The organism is Streptomyces sp. Go-475, from assembly GCF_003330845.1.
Taxonomy (GTDB): Bacteria; Actinomycetota; Actinomycetes; order Streptomycetales; family Streptomycetaceae; genus Streptomyces.
In genome coordinates this window covers 3,162,630-3,177,560 of record NZ_CP026121.1, presented here as the reverse complement: position 1 = coordinate 3,177,560, position 14,931 = coordinate 3,162,630, and the positions used below count along the sequence as shown (strand labels likewise).

Annotated in this window: 13 protein-coding genes; 8 read left to right on the top strand and 5 right to left on the bottom strand. The window is 74.0% G+C overall.

From position 1 onward, the window contains the following. Window positions 1–44 precede the first annotated feature (44 nt). Entirely contained in the window at window positions 45–902 is an 858-nt protein-coding gene (locus C1703_RS14520) for a fumarylacetoacetate hydrolase family protein (RefSeq protein ID WP_114252985.1), read from the top strand. 80 nt (window positions 903–982) lie between these two features. Here the strand turns inward: C1703_RS14520 and C1703_RS14515 are convergent, their stop codons facing one another. The 3 genes from C1703_RS14515 to C1703_RS14505 form a co-directional block, all read right to left on the bottom strand. Then, window positions 983–1,849: an LLM class F420-dependent oxidoreductase gene (locus tag C1703_RS14515; protein ID WP_114252983.1), complete on the bottom strand. Its 867-nt coding sequence runs from the start codon at window positions 1,847–1,849 to the stop codon at window positions 983–985. An 87-nt stretch (window positions 1,850–1,936) separates the two neighbouring features. Further along, window positions 1,937–2,458 (bottom strand): heme-degrading domain-containing protein, encoded by a 522-nt coding sequence (locus C1703_RS14510; protein WP_114252982.1) that lies wholly within the window; start codon window positions 2,456–2,458, stop codon window positions 1,937–1,939. After that, complete coding sequence (locus tag C1703_RS14505; protein WP_114252980.1) at window positions 2,455–3,558, bottom strand: Gfo/Idh/MocA family oxidoreductase; 1,104 nt, start codon at window positions 3,556–3,558, stop codon at window positions 2,455–2,457. The genes C1703_RS14510 and C1703_RS14505 overlap by 4 nt, the downstream gene beginning before the upstream one ends. A 95-nt stretch (window positions 3,559–3,653) precedes the next feature. On the opposite strand from C1703_RS14505, the gene C1703_RS14500 reads away from it, so the two are divergent. Next, window positions 3,654–4,748, top strand: coding sequence for an ROK family transcriptional regulator (locus C1703_RS14500; protein ID WP_114257417.1), 1,095 nt, complete (start codon window positions 3,654–3,656; stop codon window positions 4,746–4,748). A 137-nt stretch (window positions 4,749–4,885) separates the two neighbouring features. Here C1703_RS14500 and C1703_RS14495 read toward each other — a convergent pair whose 3' ends face one another. Beyond that, window positions 4,886–5,656, bottom strand: a complete 771-nt coding sequence (locus tag C1703_RS14495; protein ID WP_232840485.1) for a TetR/AcrR family transcriptional regulator — start codon at window positions 5,654–5,656, stop codon at window positions 4,886–4,888. Between the two features lie 132 nt (window positions 5,657–5,788). On the opposite strand from C1703_RS14495, the gene C1703_RS14490 reads away from it, so the two are divergent. From C1703_RS14490 to C1703_RS14465, 6 genes are all read left to right on the top strand, one after another. Next, complete coding sequence (locus tag C1703_RS14490) at window positions 5,789–6,007, top strand: hypothetical protein (RefSeq protein WP_114252976.1); 219 nt, start codon at window positions 5,789–5,791, stop codon at window positions 6,005–6,007. 112 nt (window positions 6,008–6,119) lie between these two features. Then, window positions 6,120–6,884: an LPXTG cell wall anchor domain-containing protein gene (locus C1703_RS14485; protein ID WP_114252974.1), complete on the top strand. Its 765-nt coding sequence runs from the start codon at window positions 6,120–6,122 to the stop codon at window positions 6,882–6,884. Window positions 6,885–7,069: 185 nt separating this feature from the next. Beyond that, window positions 7,070–7,849, top strand: coding sequence for an HAD-IIA family hydrolase (locus tag C1703_RS14480; RefSeq protein WP_031113304.1), 780 nt, complete (start codon window positions 7,070–7,072; stop codon window positions 7,847–7,849). Between the two features lie 126 nt (window positions 7,850–7,975). Next, window positions 7,976–8,611 carry a hypothetical protein gene (locus tag C1703_RS14475; RefSeq protein WP_114252972.1) on the top strand — a complete coding sequence of 212 codons (636 nt, stop codon included), beginning with the start codon at window positions 7,976–7,978 and terminating at the stop codon, window positions 8,609–8,611. A 2-nt stretch (window positions 8,612–8,613) separates the two neighbouring features. Then, on the top strand, window positions 8,614–9,285 hold the full coding sequence (locus C1703_RS14470; RefSeq protein WP_114252970.1) for a class F sortase: 672 nt from the start codon (window positions 8,614–8,616) through the stop codon (window positions 9,283–9,285). A 348-nt stretch (window positions 9,286–9,633) separates the two neighbouring features. After that, window positions 9,634–10,671, top strand: a complete 1,038-nt coding sequence (locus C1703_RS14465) for a glycoside hydrolase family 6 protein (protein WP_114252968.1) — start codon at window positions 9,634–9,636, stop codon at window positions 10,669–10,671. Here C1703_RS14465 and C1703_RS14460 read toward each other — a convergent pair. Then, entirely contained in the window at window positions 10,668–14,867 is a 4,200-nt protein-coding gene (locus C1703_RS14460) for a trypsin-like peptidase domain-containing protein (protein ID WP_114252966.1), read from the bottom strand. The two genes, C1703_RS14465 and C1703_RS14460, sit on opposite strands and share 4 nt — an antisense overlap. Window positions 14,868–14,931: the final 64 nt, after the last annotated feature.

Sequence of the window (14,931 nt, the reverse complement as noted above, 5' to 3'; positions counted from 1 at the left end):
TCACGCGCGTCGGGCGGGCGCCCGCGATCGAGGGAGACGTGATCATGAAGCTGCTGCGAGTCGGTACGGCGGGGGCGGAGCGGCCCGCGCTGCTCGACGCCGAGGGGACCCTGCGGGACCTGTCGGGCGTCGTCGCGGACGTGGACGGCGCGCTGCTCGGCGACGAGGCCGCGCTCGGCCGGGTCCGGGCCGCCGCCGACGCCGGCGAGCTGCCCGCGCTGGACGCCACCGGGCTGCGGATCGGACCGCCGCTGGGGCGGATCGGCAAGATCGTCTGCATCGGGCTGAACTACCACGACCACGCGCGCGAGACGGGCGCCGAGCCGCCCGCCGAGCCGGTCCTCTTCATGAAGGCGCCGGACACGGTCGTCGGCCCGCACGACACGGTGCTCGTGCCCCGCGGGTCCCGCAAGACCGACTGGGAGGTCGAGCTGGCCGTCGTCATCGGGCGTACGGCCAGGTATCTGGAGTCCGCGGAGGAAGGGCTCGCGCATGTCGCCGGGTACGCCGTCGCGCACGACGTGTCCGAGCGGGAGTTCCAGATCGAGCGGGGCGGCACCTGGGACAAGGGCAAGAACTGCGAGACGTTCAACCCGCTGGGGCCGTGGCTGGTGACGGCGGACGAGGTGCCGGACCCGCAGGACCTGTCGCTGAAGCTGTGGGTCAACGGGGAGCTGAAGCAGGACGGGACGACGGCCGAGCAGATCTTCCCGGTGGGGGAGGTCGTGCGGTACCTCAGCCACTTCATGACGCTGTACCCGGGTGACGTGATCAACACGGGGACGCCGGCGGGGGTGGCGCTGGGGGCGCCCGAGCCGAAGCCGTACCTGCGGGCCGGGGATGTCGTGGAGCTGGAGATCGAGGGGCTCGGGCGGCAGCGGCAGGAGTTCAAGAACGCCTGAGGGGCGGGGAGTCGCGTGACGGCCGGCGGCCGCGGGCCGTGTGTGGCTTGCCGCGCAGTTCCCCGCGCCCTTCAGGAGCGTCAGTCCAGCAGCGCTGCCAGGTTGCGCCACGCCTTCCGCGGCAGGGCGTCCCGCGGTTCCTCGTCCACCACCTGGAGGGCCACGTGGTCCGCGCCCGCCTGGAAGAAGGTGTCGATCCTGGCGCGGATCGCCTCGTCGTCGCCCCAGGCGAACAGGGCGTCGACCAGGCGGTCGCTGCCGCCGTCCTTGAGGTCGTCCTCGGTGAAGCCGTGCCGGAGGAAGTTGTTGGTGTAGTTCGGCAGGGGGAGGTAGATCTTCAGGAACTCGCGGGCCAGGGCGCGGGCCCGGGCCGGGTCCGTCTCCGGGACCACCGCGAGTTCGGGGGCCAGCAGGGGGCCTTCGCCCAGGACCTCGCGGGCGTGGGCGGTGTGCTCCGGGGTGACCAGGTAGGGGATCGCCCCCGCGGAACGGTCGCGCGTCAGCCGCAGGCTCTTCGGGCCGAGGGCGGCCAGGACCCGGCGGTCCGCGGGCACCCCGGCGGCGTCCAGGCCGTCCAGGTAGGAGACGAGGGCCGAGTACGGACGCCGGTACTGCTCCGCGAGCCTGGCGTGGCTCACGCCGAGGCCGAGCACGAAACGGCCGGGGTGGGCGGACTCCAGCTCGGCGAAGGCCGCGGCGGTGGCGTCCGCCTCGTGCTGCCAGATGCTCTGGATGCTGGTGCCGACGGTGAGCCGGGAGGTCGCCTCGATCAGCGGGGCGGCGTGGGCGGCGGAGGTGTTGCCGCCCAGCCAGACGGCCCCGTAGCCGAGTTCCTCCAGTTCGGCGGCGGCCTCGGCGAGTTCGCCGCGCCGGTCCGGGTCCTCCGAGCGCAGGCCCACGCTCCAGATGCCGTACCGGCCGACCGCTTCCTTCACGGGAGTGCTCATCTGTTCGGTTCCCTCCGGTGGGCGCCATGCTTGATCACGTGTACGCAGGTGCCAACCGGAGGGAGCCGGTGATGATTCCAACGCGGCTCAACGGTCGAGGAATTGCTCCAGGGCCTCCACCACGAGCCGGTGGTCCTGCAACTGCGGCAGGCCCGACACCGTCACCGCGCCGATCACGCCGACGCCCTCCACGGTGATCGGGAAGGAGCCGCCGTGGGCCGCGTACGTGTCGGGGTCGAGGCGCGAGGACTCCTCGAACGTCGTGCCCTTGGCGCGGAAGCGGGCGCCGACCAGGTAGGAGGCCGAGCCGTAGCGCTCGACCACCCGGCGCTTGCGGGCGATCCAGGCGTCGTTGTCCGGGGTGGAGCCGGGCAGCGCCGCGTGGAAGAGCTGCTGGCCGGCGCGGTGGATGTCGATGGCGACCGGGGCCTGCCGCTCCCGGGCCAGCTCCACGAGGAGGGAGCCGAGCGCCCAGGCGTCGTCGTGCGTGAACTGGCGGAAGACCAGGAGGCGTTCCTGCTTCTCCAGCTCCTCCAGGCTCGGGGTGAGTTCCGGGTGGAACTTCGGGGTCAGCTCCTGGCTGTGGGAGGGGTTGCTCTTGTGGGTCACAGGGTCACCGTCACCTTCTCGCGGGCCGAACGACGGGCGGCCTCCAGTACGTCCAGGGCGGCGGCCGCCTCCCGCGCGGTCACCGGGTTCGGGGCGCCCTCCAGCAGGGCCTTCGCTACGGCCGCATAGTAGGCGGGGTAGTCGCCCGGCAGGGTCGGTTCGGGGCGGCCGCCGCCGGTCACCGGGGACTCTCCGGAGCCCACCCGGCCCCACAGCGACTCGGGTTCGGCGCCCCAGTCGGGGCCGGGGCGGCGTCCCTCGCGCAGGGCCGCCTCCTGGGGATCCAGGCCGTACTTCACGTAACCCGCCCGCGAGCCCAGGACGCGGAAGCGCGGGCCGAGTTGGGCGGTCGTCGCGGAGACGTGGAGGTGGGAGCGGACGCCGCTCGCGTGGGTGATCGCGATGAACGTGTCGTCGTCCGTCTCGGCGCCCGGGCGGCGGAGGTCCGACTCCGCGTACACGGCCGCCGCCGGGCCGAAGAGGACCAGGGCCTGGTCGACGACATGACTGCCGAGGTCGTAGAGCAGACCTCCGATCTCTGCCGGGTCGCCGGACTCGCGCCAGCCGCCCTTCAGCTGCGGACGCCAGCGCTCGAAGCGGGATTCGAACCGCCAGACGTCGCCCAGCTCGCCCTCCTCCAGCAGCTTGCGCAGGGTGAGGAAGTCGTTGTCCCAGCGGCGGTTCTGGAAGACGGAGAGGAGCAGGCCGCGCTCCTCGGCCAGGGCGGCGAGCGTGCGGGCCTCGGCCGCCGTGCCCGCGACGGGCTTGTCGACCACGACCGGCAGGCCGGCCTCGAGGGCGGTGGTCGCGAGCGGCACATGCGTCTTGTTCGGGGACGCGACGACGATCAGGTCCAGCTCGGCGGCCCGGTCGAACAGCTCGTCCGGCGAGGCGGAGAGGCGCACGTCCGGGAACTCGGCACGGGCCTGCTGCTGCCGTTCCGGGTTCGAGGTGACGACCGTGTCGAGGGTGAGGCCCTCGGTGGCGGCGATCAGCGGGGCGTGGAAGACGGAGCCGGCGAGGCCGTAGCCGACGAGGCCGACGCGCAGGGGCGAGCCGGGGGCTGTGCCGGGAGCTGTACCGAGGGGTGTGCCAGTCATGCCGTCCACTTTCGCAACGCTGTTGCCAAAGTGCAAGCGCCGGGGACAATGGGGGCGTGAACAGGGCGGACGACGGTACGGGCGGGGTGGGCGGCATGCGCGGCGGCGGGGGCGGGGGCGGGGCGAACCTGCTCGCCCTGCGCAGCCACAACACCGCGCTGGTGCTCGACCTGCTGCGGACGGCCGGGGCCGACGGCATCAGCCGGCTCGAACTCGCCGAGCGGACCGGGCTCACCCCGCAGGCCGTCAGCAAGATCACGGCCCGGCTGCGGGAGGACGGGCTCGCGGCGGAGGCGGGCCGCCGGGCCTCCACGGGGGGCAAGCCGCGCACGGTGCTGCGGCTGGTGCCCGAGGCGGGGCACGCGGTGGGGGTCCATCTGGACCGGGACGAGGTGCGGGTCGTCCTCGTGGACCTGCGGGGGACCGTGGTGGGGGAGCGGCGGACCGCGCTCGACCTGGGGGGCGGGGCCGGGGCCGTGCTGGGGGCGGTACGGGACGCGGTGGCCGAGGTGCTGCCGGACGGGTTCGACCGGGCGCCGCTGGGCGCGGGCGTCGCGCTGCCCGGGCCGCTCGACCACGCCCGGGGCGTGCTGCACCGGGTGACCGGGTTCCCCGAGTGGGACGGCTTTCCGCTGCGCGAGGCGCTGACGGACCGGCTCGGAGTGCCGGTGGTGGTCGACAAGGACACCAACGCGGCGGCGCTCGGCCTGGCCGCCGGGGGCGAGGGCGGCTCCTTCGCCTACCTGCACCTCGGTACGGGGCTGGGGGCCGGGCTGGTGATCGGCGGCGGCGTGCACCGGGGCGCCCGGACCGGGGCGGGGGAGTTCGGCCACCAGGTGATCCAGCTGGACGGCCCGCCGTGCACCTGCGGCGACCGGGGCTGCGTCGAGGCGCTGTGCCTCGGCGCGGTGGCGCGGGGCGACCTGGAGGAGGCGGCGCGGGTGCTGGGGGCCGGGGCGGCGAACCTGGTCGGCCTGCTCGACATCGACGTCGTCCTGCTCGGCGGCCGTACGGTGACCGCGGCTCCGGAGGCGTTCGTGCGCGGGGTCGCCGCGGTACTGGCGGAGCGGGCCCGGCGAACGGGGCAGGACGCCGTTCCGGTACGGGTCGCCCCCGGCGGCGGACGGACCGTGGCGGTGGGGGCGGCGCAGTTGGTGCTCGGGCCGGTGTTCGGGCGCGGGGGTGGGTGAGGCGCCTGCCGGGGCGTCGACGACCGGTCCGGTGCCCGGACCCTCGCCCGCCCGCACGCCGGCGGCTGCCCCGAGGACCTAGGAGGTGTCCGCAAAGTCCCGCCTGCCCCGCGACGCCCGGCACGCCCTCTCGCCGCCTAGCCGGCCTCGGCCCTCTCGGCCGCCCCGGTGGGGAAGATCCGGGCCAGGTGGTAGTCCAGCACCCTCCGCACGTCCGCCAGGGAGCGGCGTTCGTGCAGGACGTCCAGGCCCAGGCCGATGGCTCCCGACACCAGCAGGTCCGCCTCGTGCGCCCGGTCGATGCCCGGTGCCGTCGCCCCGGTCGCCTCGGCCACGCCGATGATGTCCGCGACGAGCCGCTCCAGCGGCTGCTCGGCGGCCAGGAAGACCGCCGCCAGCGCGGGATCCGTCAGGCTCCGCGCGTAGTACGCCGTGAACACGCGCAGGGCGAAGGCGCGCTGGTCGTCCAGCGGCAGGAACTCGTCCAGCACCGCCCGCAGCAGGGCGCAGAGGTCCGTCATGTCGTACGGGATGCGCGCCCGGGCCAGCCGCTCGTTCTCCTCGTGCAGCAGGCGCAGCGCGTCGACGAGGAGGGCGTGCTTGGAGTCGAAGTGGTACTGCACGACCCGCAGCGACACCCTCGCCTCGGCCGCGATCCGGCGCATGCTCGCCGCCTCCAGGCCCTGCCCGGCCGCGATGCGCCACACCGCCTCGGCGATCCGCAGCCGCTGCCGCGTCCGGACCTCCGTCGGTCGGGACACCGGCGGCGTGCCCGGCTCGGGCAGCGGCTGCCGGCGCCGCCGGTAGGCCCGGGCCTGGCAGCTCCGCGAACAGTAGACGGGCGGACGCCCCCGCTCCGGGCGGGCCAGGCCCGTGCCGCACACCGGGCACTTCTTTTCGTCACGCACGCTTTCACGATAGCGCGCCGAGAAAGTGTGACGTAAATAGGCAGTGGTCGAACAGTAAGGGGTGATTCGGCTTCACTGATTGATACGTTCGTAACGTCACTCCATCGCCGGCCACCGCACGGAAGGAAGATCATGAAGTACGACGTCCTGCAGATCCTCGGCATGGTGGTGCTGGTCGTGTGCGCCCAGGCACTCGTCCGGCTCCTCGTCGACCACGGGGAGCGGGGGGTGCTGGGCGGCCTGCCCGGCGGGTTCGCCGCGCTGCTGCTGACCTACACGGCCCTCACCGCCACCGGTGCCGCCCTGACCGGCTGGGCCCACTCCCGCGCCAAGGCCCTCGGGCGCCGCTAGGCCGTGTCCGCAAAGTCCTAGGAGCTGTCCGCCGACCGGGCGGATTCGCGCCGCCGTTCGGGGCCGATTCCGGCGACACCGGCACGAGGTCCTTCCGTTCCGGCAAGGTCACATGTCCATGCGACTCTGCACGCCCGCTCTGCTCTGCCTGGCGGCCACCGCCGTCGTCCTGCTCCCTGGTGCCCCTCCGGCGTACGCGGACGACCCGGCGCCCGCCTGTGCCGCGCCCGACGACCACACCTTCCCGCTCACCACCCGCATCCACGGCGGGCCGGACTCCTACACGGCCGGGGGCGGCTTCGGGACCTGGTACCTGGACCTGACCAACACGACCGACCGGACCTGCTCGGGCATCCACCCCGTCGTCGTGCTCGTCGACGACCGGCGCGCCATGGAGCCGTCCCAGCCGCGGCTGGAGTTCTTCGAGGGCACGCGGGCCCGTCCCGTGCGGTTCGAGAAGACCGGCGAGGACGAACTCGTCGGGGCGTTCGCGGACGACGAGGGCGGCTTCGGCGGGTTCACCGTCGGCCCGGGGAGGACCGTCACCGTGAAGGTGCGGCTCGCGGTCACCTCGGACGCCGTGGCCAACGACGTCACCGCCAACGCGGCCGTCGTGCAGCGGCACGACGACGACGGCGACTGGGTGGGGCAGTCCAACGACTACCGGTTCGGCATCGAGGGCGGCGGGGCGGGGGACGGCGACGGTACCGGCACCCGGCCGGAGGGCGACGCCACAGCCCCGCCCCGCGAGGACCGGTTCCCCTTCGCCGAGGAACTGGCCCGCACCGGAACCGGCGTCCAGCTCGCCGCGGCCGCCGCTGCCCTGCTGCTCACCGGGGGCGGGGCCCTGCTCCTCGCGCGCCGCCGCCACCACTGACCCGCCGTCGGCCGGTGGGCATGCCACCCGCCGACCCGCAGGTAGATACCACTCGCCGTGCCGCCGGTCGGGACGCCACCCGCCGTCCCGCCGGTCGGGATGCCAGGAGCGGCCCATTCCGCAAGATCCCGTCACTGTTTAGGCTGGGGCGACGCAGGACCGCGTACGGCAGGGAGATCCCGCACATGGCAGACCGCAAGCCCATCGAGTCGTGGCTCACCGACATGGACGGGGTGCTCATCCACGAGGGCGTACCGATCCCCGGCGCCGACGCCTTCCTGAAGAAGCTGCGCGAGTCCGGCAAGCCCTTCCTGGTGCTCACCAACAACTCGATCTACACCCCGCGCGACCTGCACGCCCGGCTGCGCCGCATGGGCCTGGAGGTGCCGATCGAGTCCATCTGGACCTCGGCCCTGGCCACGGCCCAGTTCCTGGACGACCAGCGGCCGGGCGGCTCGGCGTACGTCATCGGCGAGGCCGGCCTGACCACCGCGCTGCACGACATCGGCTACATCCTGACCGACCACGAGCCGGACTACGTCGTCCTCGGGGAGACCCGCACGTACTCCTTCGAGGCCATGACGAAGGCGGTCCGGCTCATCCTCGGCGGCGCCCGCTTCATCTGCACCAACCCCGACGAGACCGGCCCGTCCACCGAGGGCCCGCTGCCCGCGACCGGCGCGGTGGCCGCGCTGATCACCCAGGCGACCGGCAAGAAGCCGTACTTCGCGGGCAAGCCGAACCCCCTGATGATGCGGACCGGGCTGAACGCCATCGGGGCGCACTCCGAGACCAGCGCGATGATCGGCGACCGCATGGACACCGACGTGCTGGCCGGCATGGAGGCCGGGATGCAGACCTTCCTGGTGCTCACCGGCCTGACCCGCCCCGACCAGGTCGACGGCTTCCCGTACCGGCCCTCGCAGGTCGTGGACTCGATCGCGGACCTGGTCGACCGGGTCTGACCCCGGACCCGTCGGACCGCGTCCCGGGACTCAAACCCGTCGTCACCCGTACGGAGCAGCCGCCGCGTCCCTGCGGATGCGGCGGGCGGCCGCGCGGGGGAGGCTCCAGGCGTCTGGAGGTTCACGATGGGTTCCCTGAGAGTCACTCTCTGCACGACCGTCCTGGCCGCGGCCGCCCTGACCCCGGCGGCGTACGCGGCGGACACGGGGGGCGTCTCGGTGATCCCGGCGACCCCCGCGCCCGGCGGTGACGTCACGGTCCGCGTGACCGGCTGCGCGCAGCGGACGGCCGTCGCCGCCTCGGCGGCGTTCGTCGCCGACGCCCGGCTCACCGTCACCGACGGCGGGCTCACCGTCACCGGCGGCGGGCGCGAGCTGGCCGGCGAGAGCCGCGTCCGCTCCACGCTCGCGGCGGGGACGTACGCCGTGAAGGTCACCTGCGGAGACACCGAACGGACCGGCACGCTCACCGTCCGGGACGGCGAGAGGCAGCGGGCCGTTCCGGAGAAGGGCGGGCAGTCGCCCGCATCGGGAGCCGGCGGTGAACCGTCCGGGCCGGAGGGGTCCCGGCCGCCGAGCCCGTACGCCTCGCCCGTCGCTCCCGTGCGCGCGGGCGGTGGTGGCGCCGCCGACCTGGTCGCCGCCGAGGAGCGCGGGACCGGGCCGGGCACGGCCCAGGGCGTGACCGGCCTGGTGTTGGCGGGGGTGGCCGCGGTGGTCGTCGCGCTGGGCGGTGTCCGCCGGAGCCGCGGGACGGACTGACCATGTCCGACCACGAACAGAGGTTCTCTCCGGGTACGGGCCGCCTGCTGACCGGCGTGGCCTGGGTGGTGCTGCTGCTCGGGCTGTGGCTGTGGGGCCGCGAGGTCACCGACGTGCGGCACGGCATGTCCGCCCCCACCACGGGCGACATGGCGGCGGCCGGCCGGCCCCCGGACGTGAAGCTGCCCCCCGCCCACCGCCCGCTCGCCGACGCGCTGCCGCAGCGCGTCGACATCCCCGGGCTCGGTGTCCAGGCACCCGTCGTGGCGCGCGGCCTGGACGCGCGCGGGGCGCTCGACCCGCCGCCGTACGACCAGCCCGGCGTGGTCGGCTGGTACGCGGGCGGCGTGGCCCCCGGGGCGCCCGGCACCGCGCTCCTGGTCGGCCACGTCGACACCGACACCCGGCCGGCCGTGTTCTACAAGGTCAGTGCCATGCGGCCGGGCCAGACGATCCGGGTGATCCGGGCCGACGCCAAGGTCGCCGAGTTCACCGTCGAGTCGGTCCAGGTCCTCACCCGCGACCGCTTCGACGCCCACCAGGCGTACGGCCCCCGCCAGTCGGGCCGGGCCGAACTGCGGCTGGTCACCTGCGGCGGCAGCTTCGACCGCGCGACCCGCAGCTACACGGCGAACGTGGTGGTGTCGGCGTACCTCACGGGGACCGGCCTGTGATACCTCACTGGAACGGCCTGTGACGCGCCCACCCAGCCCGGTCGACGGCCCGCTCCCCCTGAAGCCGCCGACCGGGCCGGTCCTCGACCGCGCGCGCACGGGCTGCGGGAGTGACCCGGCGAGCCGCGCGGGAGGCCGCGGGGGCACGGTGGGTGAATCTCTGGCCGAGGCCGGGCCCGGCTGAGACGACTCTAGAACCAAACGGCCGTCCGGGCCTAGAGGTTGAATAACGCCAAGTCCCGATACGGTGGCTCTGCGTCATCCACGCAGGTCGGGTTCGGCCTCGTGGGTGCCGCGGGACGTGTGTCAGGATTGAGACTTGGAACGGTGCACCCAAGGGGGAGTTGGATGTACGGCAGCAGGGGGGTCGGGGCGTCCGCGGGGAGGCGGATGTCCGCGGTGGTGCTGGGGGCGGCACTGCTGATCACGGGGTGTTCCTCGGACGGCGGGGGGGATGAACCGGACAAGAGCGCCGACTCGGGCGCCGGGATCACACAACAGCCCAAGGAGACCGCCCCGTTCTGGGTCAACCCGGACGGCACCGCGGCCCGGCAGGTCGCCGCCCTGGAGAAGTCCGGCAAGAAGCGGGACGCCGAGGCGATCCGCAAGATCGCCGAGCAGCCGGTCGCCGAGTGGGTCGGCCCGGACAACCCCGAGGAACAGACCCGGGGCTTCACCGAGGCAGCCGACAAGGCCGGCCGTACGGCCCTGCTCGTCCTCTACAACATCCCGCACCGCGACTGCGGCCAGTACTCCCAGGGCGGCGCCGCCGACGGCAACGCCTACCGCGCGTGGGTCGACGGCGTGGCCGCGGGCATCGGCGACCGGCCGGCCACGGTCATCCTCGAACCGGACGCGCTGCTCCACCTCGTGGACGGCTGCACCCCGGAGCAGTTCCACGAGGAGCGCTACGACCTCCTCAAGGGCGCCGTCGCCAAGCTGAAGTCCCTGAAGAACACGAAGGTGTACCTGGACGCGGGCAACGCCGGCTGGCAGAACCCCGACCAGATCTTCGAGCCGCTGAACCGCGCGGGCATCGACCGGGCCGACGGCTTCTCGGTGAACGTCTCGAACTTCTACTCCACCGAGGACTCCATCGCCTACGGCAAGCAGCTCTCCGCCAAGGTCGGCGGCAAGCACTTCGTCATCGACACCAGCCGCAACGGCAAGGGCCCGTACACCGAGGGCGACCCGGGCGAGCGCTGGTGCAACCCGCCCGGCCGCGCCCTGGGCGAGACGCCGACGACGAAGACGGCCGACCCGCTGGTCGACGCCTACCTGTGGGTCAAGCGGCCCGGCGAGTCGGACGGCGAGTGCAAGGGCGGCCCGAAGGCGGGCCAGTGGTGGGCGGACTACGCGCTGAAGCTGGCGAAGGCCAGTTCCTAGCAGACGTCCTCGACCTGGTCCGGATCGACCGCCAGTTCCTTCTCCCCCTCGGTCAGCTCCCGCTCCGCGAGGGCGCACAGCCGGTCGGCCCAGCGCTCGGGATCGAGGGGGACCACGGAGGTGCGGGAGCCGTCCAGCATGGTGAGGGACCTGCCGTCGGTGCTCGGGGAGACGATCGAGCCGTAGCCCATGTAGTAGCGGTAGGTGTCCCGGCGTTCGGCCACGTCCCAGACGACCAGCTGGCCGGCGGCGGTCGTGGTGTGCAGCAGCCGGCTGTCCAGGAAGCGGCCGAGGTAGTAGACGCCGTCGGAGGCGAGGTCCGGCTCCCTGAACTTCTTCTTCCGCACGTCCCAGAGGCGCACCTGCCCGCCGGCGTACTGCACGGCGAGCAGCTTTCCGCCGGGGGAGAGGCTGAAGGACTGGATCGACCGTTCCTTCCCGGGTTCCGGCTTGTGCCACCTCGTGAACTCACCACTGGAGAAGTCCCAGACGCCGAACTCGTCCAGCTTCCGCACCAGCGCCTGGGGCTTGCCGGGGATGGCGATGGCGAAGGTGCCCGCCGCCTCGTTGGCGAGCTGCCAGTCCTCCTGGACCGAGGGCCGGTAGACGTCACCGTCCGGCTTCCCGGTGTCGAGCCGCCAGCGGGAGACGTACGACAGCCCCGAGATCACGGCGTGGTTCTCGTCGGAGAAGCTCATGTTGATCCAGGACGGGGTGAGCCCCGTGCGGGGGTCCGGGCCGGCGGCCGTGATGTCCGGCGGGGCGGGCAGTTCGAGGGCGTGTTCCTCCGTCAGGGTGCCGCCGTCGATCCGCCAGGCCAGGACCGTGCGCCGGTCCTCGGCGATGGTCAGCATCCACCGCCCGTCCGGGCTGAACGCCGCGTACATGGGGGCCAGCGGCCGGGACGGCCGCGCGGTCGCGAGGAGCTTGCGGCCCGCCAGGTCCCACAACCGCAGGACCTTGCCGCTGGGGTCGACGACGGCCATCCTGCCGGACGGGCCGTCCGGTGTGCGGATGCGGTTGAGGAGGGCGTTGGTGTCGAACGACGTCGGCGGCCGGACCCGCACGGTGACGATGCTGCCGCCGGCGGCGACGACCGCGCGCAAGTCACCGGGCGGCCCGGCGAACGCGACGGGCGGGGTGAGCCCGCGGCCGGTGATGTTCTGGTCCTCCGGAGCGGCGGCAGGCACGTCGAAGGTGGCCGGCCAGCCCTTCTCCAGGTCGAGGACGAGGAACCGCAGCCGGCCGAGGTCGTTGCCGATGCGCCCGGTGGGGTTGATCAGATAGCGGCCGGAGGCGTCGAGCCGGGGCGTGTTGAGGGGGCACAGCCCCTGGAAGACGGAGTTGTTCCAGTTGCGGAAACGCTTCGGCGAGGCACCCAGCCGCCACGCTTCGAGCACGCCCTGGGTCGTGCAGGTCACCAGGACGCGGCCGTTGCCGCTGACCGTCGCCCTGGCCGCGGCCTGCTCGCCCCAGGGGCGGCGCAGGGCACCGCTGCCGAGGTCCCAGGAGACCAGCCGGCCCCGGGTGTCGTCCGCGGCGGCGTCCTCGGGGACGATCCGCGCCACCACCGTCCCGTCCGCGCCGAACCACGCCTGCGCCGCGTCCCAGCCCTTCGGCGGGGCGAGCGTACGGCCCGTGCGGCGGCCGTCGTCCGTGCGCCACACGAGCACGCCCTCGCGGGGGATCGCGGCGAGGATCCGCCCGCCGTCCCCGTCGAAACGCAGGTCGTGCACGCCGCGCAGGTTCTCCCCCAGCTGCTGTTCCTGCCGGAGGACGACGGTCCGCAGGTCGCCGGAGGGATCCGGTACGCCCATGGAGATCACGCCCCAGTCATTCGCCCGGGCCGCTGTCCGGCCGTCGGGCGACACGGCCATGTGCGCGTTGTCGGTCGCCTTGTTGTAGAGGAGCGGCTCCGGCCGGGTCTTGCTCCGCAGGTCGAGCCGCACGTAGTGGCCGCTGGCGAGCAGGGCGTACGCGGAGGCGCCGTCCTCCGAGAGCGCGACGTCCTCGACGTCGTGACGCCCCTCCATCACCACCCGCTCCATGTCCTGCATCCGCAGGTACTGCGCCAGCAGGGCGGACCGCGCGTCCGGCCGGGCCTCCGACCGGTACGCCCCGACCGTGTACAGCGAGGACACGGTCAGGGACGTGCCGTCGAGGCTCGCGGCCTGCTGGGCCAGCCGGTCCGACGCCAGCCGCCGCTGCTCCGTCAGCAGGTTCAGATACAGCACCGACACCACGGCCGCCGCCACCACGGCCAGCACGGTGACCACCGCCCCCAGCATCCGCAGATACCGCTTCCGGCGCTCCGATCTCGCGGCCTCGGCCCGCTTGCGATCCCGCAGCGCGACACCCGCCTCGATGAACTCCCGGTCCTCGTCGGTCAGTTCGTCCCCGCGCTCGGCGAGCCAGCGCTCCGCCACCGGCAGCGCCGGATCCTCCAGCAGCAGCCCGTCCGGCCGCCCGGCCCGCCACCAGCGGGCCCGGTCGTAGCGGAGTTCGCCGCGCCAGGTGAGGAACGTGCGGTCGCTCTCCACCTGCTCGGCCAGGGGCTGCCAGTGCTCGATGAGCGCCTCGTGGGCCAGCTCGACCGTCTCGCCCCGCTCGGGGTCCGCGCCGAGGACGAGGACCCGGGCCTCGGCGAGCTCGCGGGCGATGGCCCACTGCTCCTCCCCGGCGTCGCGGCGGGCGAGCCGGGCGCGCAGGGCCGTACCGCTGCCCGGCGGGACCTGCACCAGCGCGCGCAGCAGCCCGGTCCCGGCCTCCCGCGTCGCACCGCGCAGCGCCCGCTGCCACGCCGAGTCGGCCCGGCTGCTCAACACCCCGCCGAGACCGCCCAGTTCGCGGTACGTGTCGAGGCGGAGCCGGCCGCCGACCTGCCGGTCCCACAGGGTGGTGAGGACGAAACCGAGCAGGGGCAGGGCGCCGGGGCGGCCCGCCGCGTCCTCGATGAGCCGGTCGGCCAGGCCGCTGTCGTACTCCACGCCCGGGAAGGCCCGCAGCGGCAGCCGGACCACCTCGGTGAGCTGTTCGCGGGTCATCAGGCCCAGCTGGTGCGCGGGCGCCCCGCCGATCAGGCGGCTCAGCTCCGGGTGGCGCAGGGTCGCGTCCTGGAAGTCGGTCCGCAGCGCCACCAGGACCGCCACTCCGGGGTGGCGGCCGGCGTCGAGGAGCGCGTCCACCAGGGCCCGCAGCTCCTCCTCGGGGCGCAGCAGCAGCGCCTCCGCCTGGTCGACGGCCAGCACGAGCCCGCGAGCGGACCGGTGCTCCCGCAGGGCCTGCCCGACCGAGGCGGCGTCGGGCAGGCGGCCCTCCGCGCGCAGCGTGACGACGTCCGTGTCCTGTTCCTTCAGGCGGGGCAGCACGCCCGCCATGAGCAGGGAGGACTTGCCGGAGCCGGACGGGCCGGTCAGGGTCACGCAGCCCTCGGGCGTCCCCTGCGGGCACAGCAGGGTGAGGACGGCGTCGACGTCCTCGTCCCGGCCGAAGAAGTGCGCGCTGTGCTCCTCGGTGTACGGGCGCAGCCCGGGGAAGGGGGAGGAGGGCGCGAGCAGCATGGCCAGGCCGGGCAGTTCGCCGAGGATCGTGCGGGTCGGGATGCAGAAGCTCTGTCCCCGGTGCGCCGGTGAGATCGAGGCGACGATGCCGACGACGGCACCGAGGTCGTCGTCCCAGACGGCGGAGCCGCTGAAGCCGGGCTGGATGGGGTCGGTCTGGCCGTCGAGCGGGGACATCTGCAGGCGGCCCGTGCCGGTGCGGGCGCGGAGCCGGGCGGTGTGCCAGCCGCCGCCCGTGTCGTCCCTGGGCAGTCCGAAAACGATGGCCGAGTGGTCCCAGACGTCCCGGGGCGCCACCATGACGACGGGCCGGGCCGCGGGCAGCGGGCGGGTCAGGGACAGGACGGCCACGTCCCCGGTGCCGTTCCCGCGCACCGGCACCCAGTCGCGTACGACGGCGTCCACCGGCTCGCCCTCCCGGAGGACGAGGGCGAGGCGCACGAGCCCCTCGGGCAGCTCGCTCTGCCGCTCGGGCAGACCCAGCGCGTCCAGCACGACATGGGCGCAGGTCAGCACCAGGGTGGGCGCGATGACCACGCCCAGACCGCCGATGTGCCCGTCCGCGCCCGTGACCTGGACGGTCGCGGCGGCCAGGACCTCCTCGGCCACCGGACCCGACGTGGTCGACTCGGTCATCTCCCGTTGCCCCCGCCACCGTTGACCACACGTGCCGATCTCGTACCGAGAGAGCACACCAGGT